General features: G+C 49.8%; 12 protein-coding genes. 6 read left to right on the top strand and 6 right to left on the bottom strand.

Annotation, left to right across the window (positions count from 1 at the left end):
- Positions 1 to 168 precede the first annotated feature (168 nt).
- From H6G50_RS04170 to H6G50_RS04145, 6 genes are all read left to right on the top strand, one after another.
- Positions 169 to 1,086 (top strand): LD-carboxypeptidase, encoded by a 918-nt coding sequence (locus H6G50_RS04170; protein ID WP_190713565.1) that lies wholly within the window; start codon positions 169 to 171, stop codon positions 1,084 to 1,086.
- Between the two features lie 129 nt (positions 1,087 to 1,215).
- Positions 1,216 to 1,806, top strand: coding sequence for a Ycf51 family protein (locus H6G50_RS04165; protein ID WP_190713563.1), 591 nt, complete (start codon positions 1,216 to 1,218; stop codon positions 1,804 to 1,806).
- A gap of 195 nt (positions 1,807 to 2,001) precedes the next feature.
- Positions 2,002 to 3,144, top strand: coding sequence for an iron-containing alcohol dehydrogenase (locus H6G50_RS04160; RefSeq protein WP_190713561.1), 1,143 nt, complete (start codon positions 2,002 to 2,004; stop codon positions 3,142 to 3,144).
- Between the two features lie 328 nt (positions 3,145 to 3,472).
- Positions 3,473 to 4,195, top strand: coding sequence for a hypothetical protein (locus H6G50_RS04155; protein WP_190713559.1), 723 nt, complete (start codon positions 3,473 to 3,475; stop codon positions 4,193 to 4,195).
- Between the two features lie 17 nt (positions 4,196 to 4,212).
- Positions 4,213 to 5,109 carry an alpha/beta hydrolase gene (locus H6G50_RS04150; protein ID WP_190713558.1) on the top strand — a complete coding sequence of 299 codons (897 nt, stop codon included), beginning with the start codon at positions 4,213 to 4,215 and terminating at the stop codon, positions 5,107 to 5,109.
- Positions 5,110 to 5,486: 377 nt separating this feature from the next.
- On the top strand, positions 5,487 to 5,801 hold the full coding sequence (locus tag H6G50_RS04145) for a DUF6679 family protein (RefSeq protein WP_190713557.1): 315 nt from the start codon (positions 5,487 to 5,489) through the stop codon (positions 5,799 to 5,801).
- Between the two features lie 302 nt (positions 5,802 to 6,103).
- Here the strand turns inward: H6G50_RS04145 and hpsO are convergent, their stop codons facing one another.
- The 6 genes from hpsO to H6G50_RS04110 all read right to left on the bottom strand — a co-directional run bounded on the left by hpsO (position 6,104) and on the right by H6G50_RS04110 (position 14,875).
- Positions 6,104 to 7,273: a hormogonium polysaccharide biosynthesis glycosyltransferase HpsO gene (gene hpsO / locus H6G50_RS04135; protein ID WP_190713555.1), complete on the bottom strand. Its 1,170-nt coding sequence runs from the start codon at positions 7,271 to 7,273 to the stop codon at positions 6,104 to 6,106.
- Positions 7,270 to 8,313: a hormogonium polysaccharide biosynthesis glycosyltransferase HpsN gene (hpsN, locus tag H6G50_RS04130; RefSeq protein ID WP_190713554.1), complete on the bottom strand. Its 1,044-nt coding sequence runs from the start codon at positions 8,311 to 8,313 to the stop codon at positions 7,270 to 7,272. The genes hpsO and hpsN overlap by 4 nt, the downstream gene beginning before the upstream one ends.
- A 99-nt stretch (positions 8,314 to 8,412) precedes the next feature.
- The gene (gene hpsL / locus H6G50_RS04125; RefSeq protein WP_190713553.1) at positions 8,413 to 10,065 is read right to left on the bottom strand and encodes a hormogonium polysaccharide biosynthesis protein HpsL; all 1,653 of its coding nucleotides are present in this window, start codon (positions 10,063 to 10,065) and stop codon (positions 8,413 to 8,415) included.
- A 92-nt stretch (positions 10,066 to 10,157) separates the two neighbouring features.
- Positions 10,158 to 11,555 carry a phosphoglucosamine mutase gene (gene glmM / locus H6G50_RS04120; RefSeq protein ID WP_242032709.1) on the bottom strand — a complete coding sequence of 466 codons (1,398 nt, stop codon included), beginning with the start codon at positions 11,553 to 11,555 and terminating at the stop codon, positions 10,158 to 10,160.
- 146 nt (positions 11,556 to 11,701) lie between these two features.
- Complete coding sequence (locus H6G50_RS04115) at positions 11,702 to 12,589, bottom strand: MBL fold metallo-hydrolase (protein ID WP_190713552.1); 888 nt, start codon at positions 12,587 to 12,589, stop codon at positions 11,702 to 11,704.
- A gap of 12 nt (positions 12,590 to 12,601) precedes the next feature.
- Complete coding sequence (locus H6G50_RS04110; protein WP_190713551.1) at positions 12,602 to 14,875, bottom strand: adenylate/guanylate cyclase domain-containing protein; 2,274 nt, start codon at positions 14,873 to 14,875, stop codon at positions 12,602 to 12,604.
- Positions 14,876 to 15,064: the final 189 nt, after the last annotated feature.

The following is a 15,064-nucleotide window of genomic DNA, read 5'->3' as shown; positions in this document are numbered from 1 at the left end:
GAGGTTTTAGGGGCGCTGTTTTCACGGGGCAGCGCTTGATTGTCGAGGGAACCTCGACTAGCGCGCCCCTTGAGGTTCCCTCGAAAATTGGAGCCGCCCCGTCTCGAAATCCGCGCCCCTACCGATTACCATTACCATTCATTATTCATTATTCACCATTCATTATTAATGTCTTTCTCTCTGCGACACCCCCCGTTCCTCAAGCCTGGAGATTGCTTAAAAGTCGTCGCACCCAGCGGTCGGTTGCGCGAATTTGAGGCCTTCGAGCAAGGTTTAGAAATCTGGCGATCGCGCGGCTATCGCCTCGAACTAACCGAGAGTTGGAACGCCTGCGAAGGCTATCTCGCCGGAACCGACAAGCAACGCCGTCAATCCTTAGCCGACGCTTGGTTCGATCCCGACTGTCGGGGCATTCTTTGCGCGCGTGGCGGCTTTGGCAGCGCCCGCCTCTTGGAAAAGTGGGATTGGCAGGAAGACGGAAAAGCCACTCTAACTCCCAAATGGACGATTGGGTTCTCCGATATTACCGCCCTGTTGTGGAGTCTTGCCACAGCGGGGATTAGCAGCGTTCACGGGCCGGTTTTAACCACGATCGCTGCCGAACCGCCAGAATCCTTACAGCGCTTGTTCGACCTCGTAGAAGGTCGTCCCTTAGCGCCCTTAAAAGGCTGTGGCTGGGGAGGCGGCACGGCTTGCGGAAGGCTGTTTCCCGCGAATTTAACCGTAGCGACGCACCTCCTCGGAACCCCCCTACAACCCTCCTTAAAAGGCGCAATTCTAGCCTTAGAGGACGTTTCTGAAGCACCCTATCGCCTCGATCGGATGTTAACCCATTGGCGAATGCTGGGCGCATTGGAGGGAGTAGCCGGAATTGCGATCGGGCGTTTTAGTTACTGCGATACTGCTGTCGGTGTTTCCAGTTGGACGGCAGAAGAAGTATTGCGCGATCGCTTGGGGGATTTAGGAATTCCGGTGGTTTCCGGGCTTCCCTTCGGTCACGACGGGCAAAATTGGGCGTTGCCTGTCGGTCAGTTAGCGCGGTTGGATGGCGATCGCGGTACGTTGGAAGTCATGAATAATGAATAATGAATAATGAATAATGAATAATGGACAATAAAATACTTGTTGCTGTGCGATCGCGTCAACGATACGCAACCTAGCTCTCTTCTCCGTTTACCCATTCCTGCTCCCTAATTTACCAATTACGAATTACGAATGAATTTTTTTGCCAAACTCCTCGAAATTGATTTATTCACCTATACCCAATGGCTCGGAATTCTGACGCTCTTTTGTTTAGTGCTGACGGTTGCCGCTTTTATCTTCAAATGGGGACTGCGCTTTCGTCTTGTGGGCGTAACCAGTTTTATGGGGGTAGTTACAGCTAGCGTTTTTGCCTTGGGTTTGGGTTTGTTCGCCCGCACGGATGTTCCCGGTTCAGTGCGCTACGCGCTAGTATTTGACAATGCCGCCGATAAAGCAACTATTGCTATCCCTCCCACCGTCACCGAATCGGAAGTCGAAGCAACTTTGAGACAGGCTGCCTCAAACCTTAAACCCTATGGACGCGTAGGGGGTAGTGAAGGAAAATTGATTATCCGCGCTAGAACGATGCTGCATCCCGAACCGGGGATTTCCCAACCGCTTTATCTCGGTCAAGCCGAACGCTCGTTCGCGACTAACAATCAAGAATCGCTGAAAATTAACATTTTCTCGAAAAACTTCGCTCAACTCCCCACTCCGGACAGCACCGACTCGCAAAAGGATAGTCCTCCTAGCAATCGACCGGCTCAGTACAATAGAAAATAATGGATAATGGATAATGGATAATGGATAATGAATAATTGATAATGAATAACTGCTCTTAGCAAACTATCAATTACCCGCTGTAGCCAATTGGTCAATTGTCCATTATTAACCGTTGTCCATTATTAACCGTTGTCCATTATCAATTGTCCATTATTAACCGTTGTCCATTATCAATTATCCATTATTAATTAAAAAGTGCTTCCATCCTTACAAATTGCTCCCGCGCGCGTCCTCCGAGGTTCTCAGGTGCTTTTGCAAGCAGAAGAAGCGATCGCGCGCCTCGGTTATCGTCCCCTTTTAGTTGCCGGTTCTCGAAGTTTAGAAACCATTCGCCCGCAGTGGGAGGAACTCGTCGCGCGGCAGTCGTTCCAAGAAGCTCGCGTCAGTTACGGGGCGGACTGTTCTGAAAATGCGCTTCGTAACTTGCAAACTGCGGTTGCCAGCCATCAAGCCGATTTCATTGTCGGAGTTGGCGGCGGCAAAGCGCTGGATGCGTCGAAACTCCTTGCCGAACGCTGTCAGTTACCGATTGTTACCGTTCCCACCTCAGCGGCAACTTGTGCGGCGTGGACTGCCCTTTCTAACATCTATTCCGAAGCAGGGGCATTTCAGTACGATGTCGCCCTGTCTCGCTGTCCGGACTTACTGCTGCTCGATTACGATCTAATTTTAAGCGCTCCGCCGCGCGCGTTGGTGGCGGGGATCGGGGATGCGATCGCGAAATGGTACGAAGCTTCAGTAAGTAGCGGACATTCCGCCGCTACGCTTACGATTGCAGCCGTGCAACAAGCGCGAGTTTTGCGCGATTTGCTCCTACAAAAGTCCGTTTCAGCTTTACAAAATCCCGGCAGTGAAGATTGGCGCGAAGTTGTCGATGCTACGGTGTTGCTAGCCGGAGTTATCGGCGGGATCGGCGGCGCGCAATGCCGTACCGTTGCCGCTCATGCCATCCACAACGGCTTGACTCACATCAGCGGCGAGCGCAAAACGTTACACGGCGAAAAAGTTGCCTACGGAATTCTCGTGCAACTGCGCCTCGAGGAGATGATTCAAGGCAATCAACTCGCGCTCGCAGCCCGCCAGCAATTATTAAAATTTTATGCGGAAATCGGTCTGCCGCAGACGTTAGAAGATTTAGGACTGGCTCGAGTTTCCCTCAGCGAATTGCGGCGCGCGGCTGAAATGGCTTGCGCTCCCAACTCCGATATCCATCGCCTGCCTTTCGCCGTCTCTCCCGAAATCGCGATCGCGGCAATGGTTTCAACTACCGCGCTTCCAGACGAACGAGTCACTCCCTCACCCCGAGCAGATCTACCGTCGTTCAACCCGATCGATTAGACTAGGGCTAGTAGTTGCGGCAATCTCCTGGGATGACCGAGGTTTTTGCAGACGATCGCGCGATCGCGGCACTCCCGCTTCGAGCCACCTCTATCGTCTCCAACAATTCATTGCCGCAATTGCCGAGCTTGAAAATATTCGTTTGTTGAAAAATCCTTAACCTCTGTCCCCAGTTTCGCGCTGAAGTTCGAGCAATGAAGAAAGGAAGATGATTCCCAGACGAATCTTTTTAATTTAAACTTTAACCAAAGTAAATTTGAGCGGTTGCTGCTCGAGGTTCGCTTGTCGTCGCTCGGCTCCACCGGACAAAAACATCTTCTCCTCTACTATGGCTGCGGGTTCAAAATCGTCAACGCTAGAACTCTTAAAACGCTTTAATAAATCATTTCCTCAGTTCTACGAACAATTTGTCAGTAGCGAAATTCAACTGCAAAACTTGCGATTAGCTTATCAACTTTATCGAACCAAGCGAGCAATTATTAAAATCGCTGCCGAAGGTTCTAAAAGTGCGCTTCACTTTGCCTATCGCAACCAATCCTTTTTACTGAGCGATATTTTCGGAGTTTTAGCCGCCTATGGCTTGACCATTCATAGCCTCAGCCTTTATGGTCAAATTAAGTCTCCGATGCTCGTGTTCATCAAGCTCACGATCTCTCGAGGCAATCGCGCGCTCAGTGACAAAATCGCTGAAAACGTCTGTCGGGCAATCCGAGAAGCCCTCGCCGGACATTTTGAAGTCGAAGAAATGCTAGCGGTTGAGTTCAATCTCGATGCCGGACTCGAGCAAGTCGAAACAGAATTTTATGTCGATCCCGTTTTTCATTTACCCGCGCTACTGATTGAAGCCGACAATCAACCTGGATTATTTTATAAAGTTATGTACGCAATTTGGCAAGAAGATTTGTTGGTTGTCAATGCCAACTTACTCGTGTGGCGCGGACGAACGCGCTTGATTCTCTATTTATTAGGCCCGAATGAGAGTTTAATTCCGGAATATTTGGGTCAAAAAATTGCCGAGAGCGTGCGACATCGCTTGCTGGGAGAATCATAAGGGGAGGTTCGCGGATAATGAACGGTTCAACGGCTCAAAAAGCGATAGAAATTGCAGGAGTTTATCATACCTACGAATTAACCCCTCCCCCATCCAATCCTTCTGCTCCCGTCCTGGTGTTTATTCACGGTTGGCTATTAAGCCGTCAGTATTGGCAGCCTTTGGTCGATCGCTTAGCGGCAGATTATCAATGTTTGACCTACGATCTGCGCGGGTTTGGCGATTCTCAACCCTCCGAAGGGAGTACCGCAGAGCGAGCCTACACCCTAGCCGCCTATGCTGAAGATTTGAGCTATCTGCTCGAGGCATTAGGGATCGATAATGCTTGGTCGATCGGTCACTCCTTGGGCGGTAGTATCGCCTTGTGGGGAGCAAAATTATGCCGCGATCGCATCAAAGGGGTGATTGGGATTAACGCAGGCGGTGGCATCTACATTAAAGAAGACTTTGAACGCTTTCGCAGTATCGGCTGTCAATTAGTTAAGTTGCGCCCGCGCTGGTTGGGTTACCTCTCCTTACTCGAACTCCTCTTCGAGCGCGCAATGGTGGTACGTCCCTTAGAACGCTGTTGGGGACGGCAGCGATTGAACGATTTCGTGCGGGCGGACGCGCGGGCTGCCTTGGGATCGCTGCTGGAAACGACAACCGAAGCAGAAGTGCATCTCTTACCCCAAGTCGTGGCGCACCTCGACTGTCCGGTTTATTTTTTAGCAGGCGATCGCGATCCGATCGTGGAATCGAAATATGTCTTTCACTTAGCTAGCTTTCATCGCCTCTTTCAGCACTGCGGCGCAAACGCGATCGAAATTCCTGAATGCGGCCATTTAGCCATGCTCGAACAGCCCGACCTTGTAGCCAACAGCATTCGCTCGATTCTCAGTGCTAGCAATAGTTCGCTCGATACCGAACAGTAGTTGCCGATCTCCAACCTCAGTCAAGTTCCCAAAAAAAGAAGCTCAAACCCCAATCTTTGGAATCCCCACTTCTTTAAGCCGGGGAGGATATCCAGACTCGAGGCCCGTTTGCAAGCCGATTGTGTCACAATAGCTTATAGGCTTCACCGCCACCGTACAACAGAACCGATCGGCTGTCCTTGCTATTTACTAAGGAATGACTAGGAACCGCTATTGCAGTTTTCAACCTAAACGCTCGATCCTTCCCCTGGGTCGGGAATCTAGCTGGTTCGATCGCGAACTTCGCCCGAGTTTTTACTTCCGGGCTGAAGCAAACAAGCACTTAAATCAAATTGCCCAATCTCGGAAGGACTAATCTGCAACAGGAGAAGCTACCTATGCTACACCGCAAGCTCTATCAGCTTTGTGCAGACGATCGCGAAGTTTGCATTTTTTTGCGCGATCAACAACGCTGGATTGAGAACGCTCGCATTATCGATCTCGAAGGCGATCTAGTAACAATTCGTTACGAAACCGATGAAGACGAAGAAATTTGCTCCTGGGAGGAAATGGTTCGCTTAGAAAGTATTGGAGCGGTAACGCAAAAACTCGCCTCCGTTCCCCGAGGTAACGCAGAAATCGCGATCTCAGAAGATTGTCCCGAAGCCGAACAGATTCGGCCCCGCTTTCCCGATACCAACATCGACAGCTAACCCGTCCTTACCCCTAACGCGCGGTTATTTCTATCCCTTCTGCTTGGGTTTGCTGCATTCTGATGTCTGAATCTCCCGAATCCCCAGCGCTACCGTCCAGCGACACCGGGAGTTCCCCACGCGCGTCATCCAAGCTTTTCAATCCCTAATGCAAGAACGGTTGGTTAAGGGCGGTTTAAACAATAGCCGTCCGTTTAAACCGCCCTTTTTCCTGAAACTGCCCCTTCTTCGCGATTTTCTCGCGAAATTGATTGGATTTGGAGTCGTTCGAGTTCGGGTGCAAGATTGATGCGGGGACGGGTTTAATCCATAATTTTCCGATAAAATGCCAATTGTTCCCGGGCGAGTGCTTGATTGGTGTAACGTTGCATGGCGCGATCGTACCCCAATCGTCCGAGTTTTTCTCGCAACTCCGGTTGTTCCATCAGTTGTTGCAAGCATTGACGCAAGGCAGCGCTATCTTTTTCGGGAAAAATTAATCCCGCCTCGCCAATGACGTGGGGAATTTCCCCCGAGTCGGAACCGATAACCGGAACGCCGCAGGCCATTGCTTCGATTAAAACATGACCGAATTGTTCTTTCCATCCCGCTGCTGTCAGGGTTTTAAACTTTTCGGTTGTTTCCGAGGGAAGAACGAGAACATTCGCTAAGTTGATGTAACGGGGAACGTCTGCGTGGGGAACGCTTTCGATCCAGAGCGCGCGATCGCGAATTCCCAATTCCCCCAACTTTGCTTCTAAAATGGGTTTGAGCGGCCCGCGTCCGAGTAGCAGTAGCTTCCATTTCAACGCCTTCAATCCCGCCAGGGCTTGCACTAGCGTTAACAAGCCTTTTTCCTCGACAAATCTCCCCACAAATCCCACCACAAATTCATCAGCTTCGATGCCGAATTTGGCGGCGAGTTCCGGTTGAGGTTGGGGAGAAAATAATTGCTCGTCTACACCGAGTTGTGGCAAAACAATTCCGGCACTTTTATAGCCGTGTTCCCGCAAAATATCCAAACCATCTTGATTGCCCGCGATTGCCCCATCGGTATTGTTTAGGTTGTAATTTTCGAGGGTAGAAACGGGGAATTTAGATTGATAAGGCAGATTCCACCAAGTAAAGAAAACATTCTTTGCTTTCAATCTCAGCAAGCGATTGAGCAGGATAAATTGAGCGTAAGCAAAGGATTTTGAACCTTGTTCGACTTGGAGGATTTGGGGTTTAAAATCTCGCATTAAAGCGATTAAATCCGTACCAAAGGTGAGTAAACCTTGGTTATTTTCCGAAAAATTAGATAGAGGAACAACGCGAAAATTGCCTTCCGAGCGAGGTTGCGTTTCGATAATTTTATTTTGTACGCCGCCCGGTTTCCAACGTTTTGGGACGGCGACGGTGACATGGATGTCTGGTTCAAGATTGGCGATCGCGCGAAGTTTTTCGCAGTTTAGATCGACGATGTAGCTATGACTGGCAACTAAAATTCTCATCCCACCTCGACTTTGGATTTAGAAGCGGAGATAACCGTATCTTGGCGCGTGTAAATTTGCCCGTCATCCCAGAGCGATTTGATCTGAGTCGCGATCGCATCTAACAAACCGATTCCATAAAATGCACCGCGCACGATTGTTTTTTGCAAGGATTTTTCCTTGTAACAGGGCGGATTCCCCAGAACGTGGCAGTCGAATAACTTGGAAAACAGGCGCAAGCGTTCGTTCCAGGTTAAATTTTTTAACGCGAGGAGAAAATGATTGTGGTAGAAAGCAACTTGATATTGTAGCGATCGCGTACTGATATCGTGACAGCCGCCGCTCATCTCGCCCAAATGCACCAAATGCGCTTCGGGATCGTACCAAATCTCGTAGCCCGTTTGTCGCAAGCGCAAGCAAAAATCCGATTCCTCTCGCACCGCACTTCCCCGAAAGCGCTCGTCAAACCACAACCCGCGATCGTAAAAAATATCCCGGCGAAACGCCATATTGCAGCCCCGCGCCGACAACACCCGCTGCGGTTTCGTTGTATGGACGAGATCGATGTAATACCAAGCAATCCCCGGATCCATCGCCTCCGGCGGCAAAAACTCGATTTCCGGCGAGTTACTATCCGGTTCGCCGGACAACTGCCCGCAACCATTTTGTGCGTCCTTCAATTTCATGCGATCGAATACTCGTCCCGCCACCACACCGACTTCCGGACGCTCCACGAAGTTGCGCGCGTGCGCCTGGAGATATCCCGGCGGCAACTTGACATCATCGTCAATAAACAACAAAATCTCGCCCTTAGCGCGCCGCACCGCATAATTACGCGCCCCGGGGAGATTGGCCCAATTGACGCGAAACCATTGAATCTTGCCCGCATCGGCTAGTTGTTGCAAAACCGTTTCCGTTTCCGCTTCATGGGTAGGCGTTTGATCGACGACGATAACTTCATAGTTTGGATAGTCCTGTTCGATAACGTCCATCAGCGTATCGCGCAGCACCACTTCGCGACCGTAAGTCGGGATAATTACTGAAATTAACGGTACATTCATTGCTCAATTCGTTCTGACAAAATTGACCTAGCTATTAATTGCTATAGTAAGCTACACGATCCTGCATTTGCCAACCCATTGAGAGTTATCGCTCCCGATTCACGATCTTTTAGGGAGCGTTTTTGATTTTGCCTCTCGACTCTCATTCAGTTGAATCTCTTTGAGTTTTTTCTGTTCTTGTTTATCGATTTCTGGCATTTTTACAATCGCTCCAATTAAAAACCAGTAATAAACGCAAACTGGATCGGTATCGAGAGGATACCAATATGGAAAAAAGCTAATAATTAAAACAAACACCCAAAAGCCTGAAGCAAAGCTTCGTAAACTTTTATCTTTTACCGAACGATACTTGACAAAGCAAATAAAAGATAAATGTGCCGTAAAAATTAAAAATGAAATTAAACCCGGCCATCCCATTTCATAAAGAAGTTTTGGGTGATAAGTTTCAACTAATGCCGCTTTCCCGAACATTCGCGTTGAATTGGTTGCTTTACCTAAGCCTCGACCGAAAAATCCTCTTTGTTGTTTGATCGCCCAACCAAACTGTTCGGTAATAAAAGATTGAGGGGGGGATGCTTCTACCCGACTTTGCGTGCTGGCAATTCGTTCTTCAATAAGAGTGGGATTAGTAATAGCTGCAATTGTTAAAACGATACCCAACCCGATTCCAATTGGTAGAAAGCGTTTGAGGTTAGCAACTTGCCCGGTTAAAACTAACAGAATGACGATAATAACGGGGACTAAAAGTGTAGCAATACGCTGACCTGAGATTGCCGAACAAATAAAGACTAATGCCATTCCTGCCATTCCGACAAGTCGCCAGATAAAGGTCGGATCGCAGAAAGCAGAGACAAAAGTTAAGGCAGAATTAGCAATTAAAAACCAACCCCAGTGCCAAGGCGATACAAAGGTTCCAGGCAAGCGAATTTGATTGTGAGATGGCGAATAAGTTAATGCACCCCCAACAAAGCATTTGGCTTCCAAACTTGCTTTAAATAAATCATCTCCTTCCACTCCTAGCCCTTCAGTGCCTTTACAGCTTCCACTTTTTAGCATTTGATACTGTACTAAGCAAAGGCTACAGCAAATAATGGCAAGAATCGTATGGAGGCGAGTTACCCACAATAGTTCTTTTTTCGTTTCAATCAAGTGATACGCACAAAAAATCAGCGGCACGTAACCAATTAAAACTTTTAACCCTAAAACTCCCTGAGCGAAGGGTATCCCATCTTTTTTCGGTGAAAATTGCAATAACCCATTGACCAAAAATAGAGTCATCAGCGCGCAAATTAAAAGCAGCGAAAAAGTCGGGATTGCTTCTTTAGGAAGCATAACAGGCTGCTTCTTTTGTTTGGCACGAATTGCTAAAGCGATCAGAGCGGGAATATAAAAGGCATCTTTGGCAAGTTGAAAAAGGGCATTTCCACCAGCTAACCAATAAGTTATGGTTCCGCCAAAGGGCATATAAATGAGAAAAAACCAAAGCGCCGATCGCGGGTATTGATAGCAAAGGTAAAAAATGGGCAGTCCGCCGCCCACTGCAATCCCAATCTTGGGATCCACGGAGAGGGCAATAGGAACCCCTAAAAGAAGGGCGCAAACAACGCAAATTCCTACCGTACTTAGCAGTTTTTGAGTCGCTGCCTTCTTTTTGCGCTTTAGAATTGCCAATTCCTGGCGACTGAGGGCGGGTTCTTCCGGTTTCTGCTTCCCTTTCTGTTTTGATTTTTTCTTAGATTTGGATTTAACCATACATCGGTTATCACTGTTTTTCTAACCGAGGTTAGACCTTATTGAATCATCCACGCTCGATTGGGGATCGGGAGTGAATGATTCAATAAATTTTAGGCTAACAAATAGGTCTGGACGGTGGCGACAATTCGTTCGCTCCAATCAGAAACCATGCGGGCTTCTTCCGCCTCAACCATGACGCGGATCAGGGGTTCGGTACCGGAGGCGCGCACGAGGATACGCCCGCGATCGCCCATTGCCGTTTCAGCCGCTGCGATTTCGTCCATTAAGGGCTGGCAGGCTTGCCAGTTGCAGCGGCGTTCGCGATCTTCAACGCGGACGTTGCACAGTCGTTGCGGATAGCGCTGAAAGCTTTTATCCACCAACGTTGCTAAAGATTCGCCGGACTGTTGCACCAAAGCGGCTAAATGCAAGGCAGTTTGCAGCCCGTCGCCGGAGTAGCTGTGGTGGTGGCAGAGGATATGGCCGGATTGTTCTCCGCCCAGCATCGCACCGGACTCGAGCATTTCAGCTTGAACGTATTGGTCGCCGACGGCGGTACGTCGGAATTCGCCGCCCAGCGCTTTCCAGGCTCGCTCGAACCCTAAGTTTGCCATAACGGTGGCAACCAGCAGATTTCCCGGCAGTTCGCCCCGTTCTTTGAGGATTTTGCCCCAAAAGTAGAGAATGTAGTCGCCATCGACAACGCGCCCGTTTCCATCAATAGCGAGGACGCGATCGGCATCGCCATCGAAGGCAAAGCCAAAGTCGGCTTGATATTCGCCCACGGCAGCTTGCAGGGGTTCGAGATGGGTGGAACCGCAACCGACGTTGATGCGATCGCCGCAAGCCATTGCGTGCAAGCAGATGACCTCGGCTCCCAAACGGCGAAAAACGGCGGGGGCGAGGTGGGCGGCGGCTCCCCAAGCCAGATCTAGGACAATGCGCTGCCCTTGCAAGTCGATTCCGGCGGGGAGCGATCGCGTCAGGGCTTCGACATACTTATCGGTTAAGTGGGGCTGTTGGTATTGCCTTCCCCAACTGTCACCGGAAACGGCTATTCTTTCTTGCCCTCGGATTCCCGCTTCAATCTTTCGGGTCCACTGTTCGGATAATTTCGTCCCTTTCTGACCAAAAAATTTAATCCCGTTATCTTCAGGAGGGTTATGGCTAGCGGAAATCATAATCCCGCCGATCGCATCGCTACTGCCGGTCAGGTAAGATACGCAAGGAGTCGGGCATAAGCCCACATTCCAGACTTCCAAACCCGCTGAGGTTAAGCCAGCGCTTAAAGCATTGGCTAGCATATCGCTGGAATTGCGAGAATCCTGCCCGATGATGACCGGACCCGATCGCGCGGCAGCTTCTTGGAAAACGCGCGCTGCCCAAAAACCGGCTTGTAGGGCTAAGGGGGCGTTGAGTAGCTCTCCGGCTTTACCGCGTATGCCATCGGTGCCAAACAGGGGCGTTTCCGGTAGCGATCGCGCTGCGATCGGACTATCGAGGGGCAGCGATCGCCGGGTGGCGCTGTAATAAGACTCTTGTTTCGGTTGTATTGGCAATTTGACCACGACCTAAATTTCCTCACACTCACATCTACAGTGGAGAATATCATTTTCAAGCCGGAATGACAGTATTTTCATCAGAGCTAATCTAGCTAGGGTTCCAACGTCTTCTTCAACTCGTTCGAGCGGATTTCAGGGCAAAATCGCAATCCTCCCGGACTCATATCTTTTAATCCCTCCCTCGCCCAACAGCCATAATTAGAGGTCAGAGATGCTAAGGTCAGATCGAAAACTTGACCGCGTTTCACAAAGCCTAAAAAACCATCCTCTCGAGCGTTGGGAAGATGACCCGGTTGATATCCATAAAGCCACATTTTACTTTTATAACGCGCCGGCAAGCACCGCAAATCTTGATAATTGGCATGAACGGCGGTGCGATGGGTACTGGTTTCGCAGTCATGAAAGATCAAGTCTGCACTTTCGTAACACTCCCCATTTTCGTCCAAACTCAGTTGCGTATCAGTGGTCACGAAGACGCGAAGACCTTCAATCTCAAAAAATAATCCGTAACTCGGCATTAAATAAAAGCTGTTGTGAACGTGAATCGCTCGCACGAGTTCAAATTTGTATTGTTGCCAAATAAAGTAACCATTTTTAGAGATTTTTTTCACGTCAAAATAGGTTGTGAGGTCGGCTATATCGTCGCCAATATCCCTCATCCCTCCCGATAGACATCGATCCCAAAGATCTGTCACTACATCTTTACTCGCGTACAAATTAGGCTTAGTACACCGTTCGTTAAAGAAAGTTGTAAATCCAATATATTCCAAACCGCCAACATGGTCGGCATGAAGATGACTGATATAAATATCGGTAATATCTCGATAGGAGAATCCGGCAGCGTGTAAGGAAAAACGAATATCAGAACCGCAATCGAGTAGCAGTTTATTCCCTTTCTCGTCGAGCAATAACATATTAGACTGAAAATTGTCGGCCCCTACGGTGAAGGCCGAACCCGAACCTAAGAACAAGAGTTTCATCGGTCTGACTGGCTAGCTAGCTTTAGTGGCTGTATAAATTTCCTTGAGCTTTGCGTCCACTTTTGGGGATTTAGCAGTGAACTGGATATAGAAGCAGCCCTGGCTTGCTGGCTCCTCTAGCACCTTGGCATAAACGTCTTCATCTTGGAGCGCTTCAACCGAATCCAATCCCGAGAAATTCAGCTTAATGTTACCGAGGGCAGGGGGAAGGTTGCTGTTTTCGCGCTTCTCTAAGCGCACTTGACCTCCTTTTGCCGATAACTGAATTAAGTGACCCCAATAGGTAGTATTCCCGATATCTTTGCCTTCAATAACAGCGTATTGGAGAGAAATGGGTTCGGCGAGCGGGTAATAGATTTCTTCTTCTTTGGTCAGGGTGAGAGAGTAGGGCGCGCCAATACCGCCCACGTCGTAGATGCGAATGGGTTGAGCTACACCTTTAGGCGAGACTTCTTTGGAACCGTTGGTTTTGATGTCCGCATTAACCTCTTTAAGGGTTGTTTCAGAAATCAAGATTTGTCCGCCCGTGGTGTAGGATTCGATGCGATAAGTGAGGTTGACTTGACTGCCAACGATGCCGTATTTAGTGCGCTTTTCAGAGCCGATGTTACCGACGACGACTTCGCCGGTGTTGATGCCAATGCCCATGTCGAGGTTGGGCAGTCCCCAAGCTTGCATTTGGCTATTGACTTGCGACATTGCTTGCTGCATGGCAATGGCGCAAGCAACAGCACGTTCGGGGTCGTCGTGGCGAGCGGTGGGCGCACCGAATAAGACTAAAATGCCATCGCCCATGAATTCATCGATCGTACCTTGATACTGCGCGATCGTATCGGCCATGTGGCTGAGATAGAAGTTGAGAATTTTCACCACTTCCTCGGGCGATAAGCGTTCGGATAGAGCCGTAAAACCGCGCAAGTCGGAAGTGAGGATGGTAATCTTGCGGCGTTCTCCGCCCATTTTTAAGCCTTCCGGGTGTTCGAGGAGGTTGGCGACGACGGCATCCGTTAGGTAGCGTCCGAAGGTTTTGCGGATGTCGCCAGCGCTGCGCGCAATTAAGGCGGTAATGGCACTGGCAGAACCCACGAAGGCAAGCATGGGGGGAACGACGGGAATCCACCATCCCTGTAAAAAGGCTAAGTAGGTACTTCCTACTAGGCTGGCGGCGGCGACGATAACGATGCTCGAGGCTTTAAGGAGTAAAGTGCGCGCTTCTCCGGTGTAGCGCATGGTGCGCCATGCTATGAATGCACCGATGCCAGACCAAGCAAAAATCCAGAGATATTCGAGGGGTTCGGGCCAACTGCGAAAAAGGGGGCGACTGTCGAGAACGCTGCTGAGGATTTGGCTGGCGAGGTTGGCGTGTATTTCGACTCCGGGAACGGGGTCGGGCGTACTGATGAGATTGTTGCTGTAGGGGATATAAAAGAGGTCGTTGGAACTGTCACCGACCATACCGATGAGGATGATGCGATCGCGTCCCCAATCGGCTGGAATGCGGTCTTTGAGGACATCCATTAAGGAGACGGTGTTAAAGGTTCTTACCGGACCGCGATAGTTGATTAAGATTTGGTAGCCCCGGCTATCGGCGCGAACGTAACCCCCATCGTTACTATCGAAGCGCCTCAGTAATGTGTTCCCAAGCGTCCATTGTTTCCATTCGTTCGGGCCGGTTTCACCCAACTCGATACCGTCGCGCTCGAGGTAGAGCGCTGCTGCATACATGGGAAAACTGGGGATGGAGGCTTGTTCGTTTTCTGGGTCGGGGAGCGAGATAAAGGAACGCCGAATAATTTTATCGGTATCGATTAAGATGTCGTTGGCTCCCACTTGGGGCGGATCTTTCTGTTTTAAGGCGGGGGGCGGGGCTACGCGTTGCAGATCGCTGTTACCGATGACTTTTTCGATGCCGATGAGGTTGGGAGTGGTTTGAAAAACTTTGACGAGTTCGTTATGACCCGGTTCGACGGGTTGGTCGCGATAAATATCGAGACCGATGACGCGGGGGTTTCGGCTCTTGAGTTTCTCGATTAAGGCGGCGTAGATGCCATCGGGCATAATGGCACGGCCGACCTCTTGGATGTCTTTTTCGGTGATGCCGACGATAACGACGCGATCGTCTCCTCCCTCTCCAGGGCGCAAGTGCATATAGCGATCGTAAGCCGCCCATTCCCAAGCTTGTAAAACACCAGCAAGGCGCGCGCCAATGACGAGCAAGGCAATTAACGGAGTTGTTATCCACACGCTGCGCGATCGCCAAAGAAACTGTTTGAGGTCAATCTGCATGAGCTTCCTAGTTGCGCGGCAGCGCGGTCAAATCGGCGGGTGGAGGAGGCGAGCCGGGGCAACCGAGACACCTTCTAGAAAAAGGGATCGTCAAAGTTCGATCGAGTAGAAGGGAGTTGGGGCGGCGTGCATTTTTTGAAGAGCGCGATTTGTAAGGTCTTTGTCCTTTCCCGATCGCTGAAAAGCTAG

It is taken from the genome of Oscillatoria sp. FACHB-1406, from assembly GCF_014698145.1.
In the GTDB taxonomy this organism is placed as follows: domain Bacteria; phylum Cyanobacteriota; class Cyanobacteriia; order Cyanobacteriales; family Spirulinaceae; genus FACHB-1406.
This window is presented reverse-complemented; position numbering and strand designations above follow the sequence as displayed.

Excerpts from the sequence above, each read along its gene's own strand:
- H6G50_RS04170 (WP_190713565.1), top strand. The coding sequence starts at position 169 with ATGTCTTTCTCTCTGCGACACCCCCCGTTCCTCAAGCCTGGAGATTGC.
- H6G50_RS04165 (WP_190713563.1), top strand. The coding sequence starts at position 1,216 with ATGAATTTTTTTGCCAAACTCCTCGAAATTGATTTATTCACCTATACC.
- H6G50_RS04155 (WP_190713559.1), top strand. The coding sequence starts at position 3,473 with ATGGCTGCGGGTTCAAAATCGTCAACGCTAGAACTCTTAAAACGCTTT.
- H6G50_RS04150 (WP_190713558.1), top strand. The coding sequence starts at position 4,213 with ATGAACGGTTCAACGGCTCAAAAAGCGATAGAAATTGCAGGAGTTTAT.
- H6G50_RS04145 (WP_190713557.1), top strand. The coding sequence starts at position 5,487 with ATGCTACACCGCAAGCTCTATCAGCTTTGTGCAGACGATCGCGAAGTT.
- hpsO (WP_190713555.1), bottom strand. The coding sequence starts at position 7,273 with ATGAGAATTTTAGTTGCCAGTCATAGCTACATCGTCGATCTAAACTGC.
- hpsN (WP_190713554.1), bottom strand. The coding sequence starts at position 8,313 with ATGAATGTACCGTTAATTTCAGTAATTATCCCGACTTACGGTCGCGAA.
- hpsL (WP_190713553.1), bottom strand. The coding sequence starts at position 10,065 with ATGGTTAAATCCAAATCTAAGAAAAAATCAAAACAGAAAGGGAAGCAG.
- H6G50_RS04115 (WP_190713552.1), bottom strand. The coding sequence starts at position 12,589 with ATGAAACTCTTGTTCTTAGGTTCGGGTTCGGCCTTCACCGTAGGGGCC.
- H6G50_RS04110 (WP_190713551.1), bottom strand. The coding sequence starts at position 14,875 with ATGCAGATTGACCTCAAACAGTTTCTTTGGCGATCGCGCAGCGTGTGG.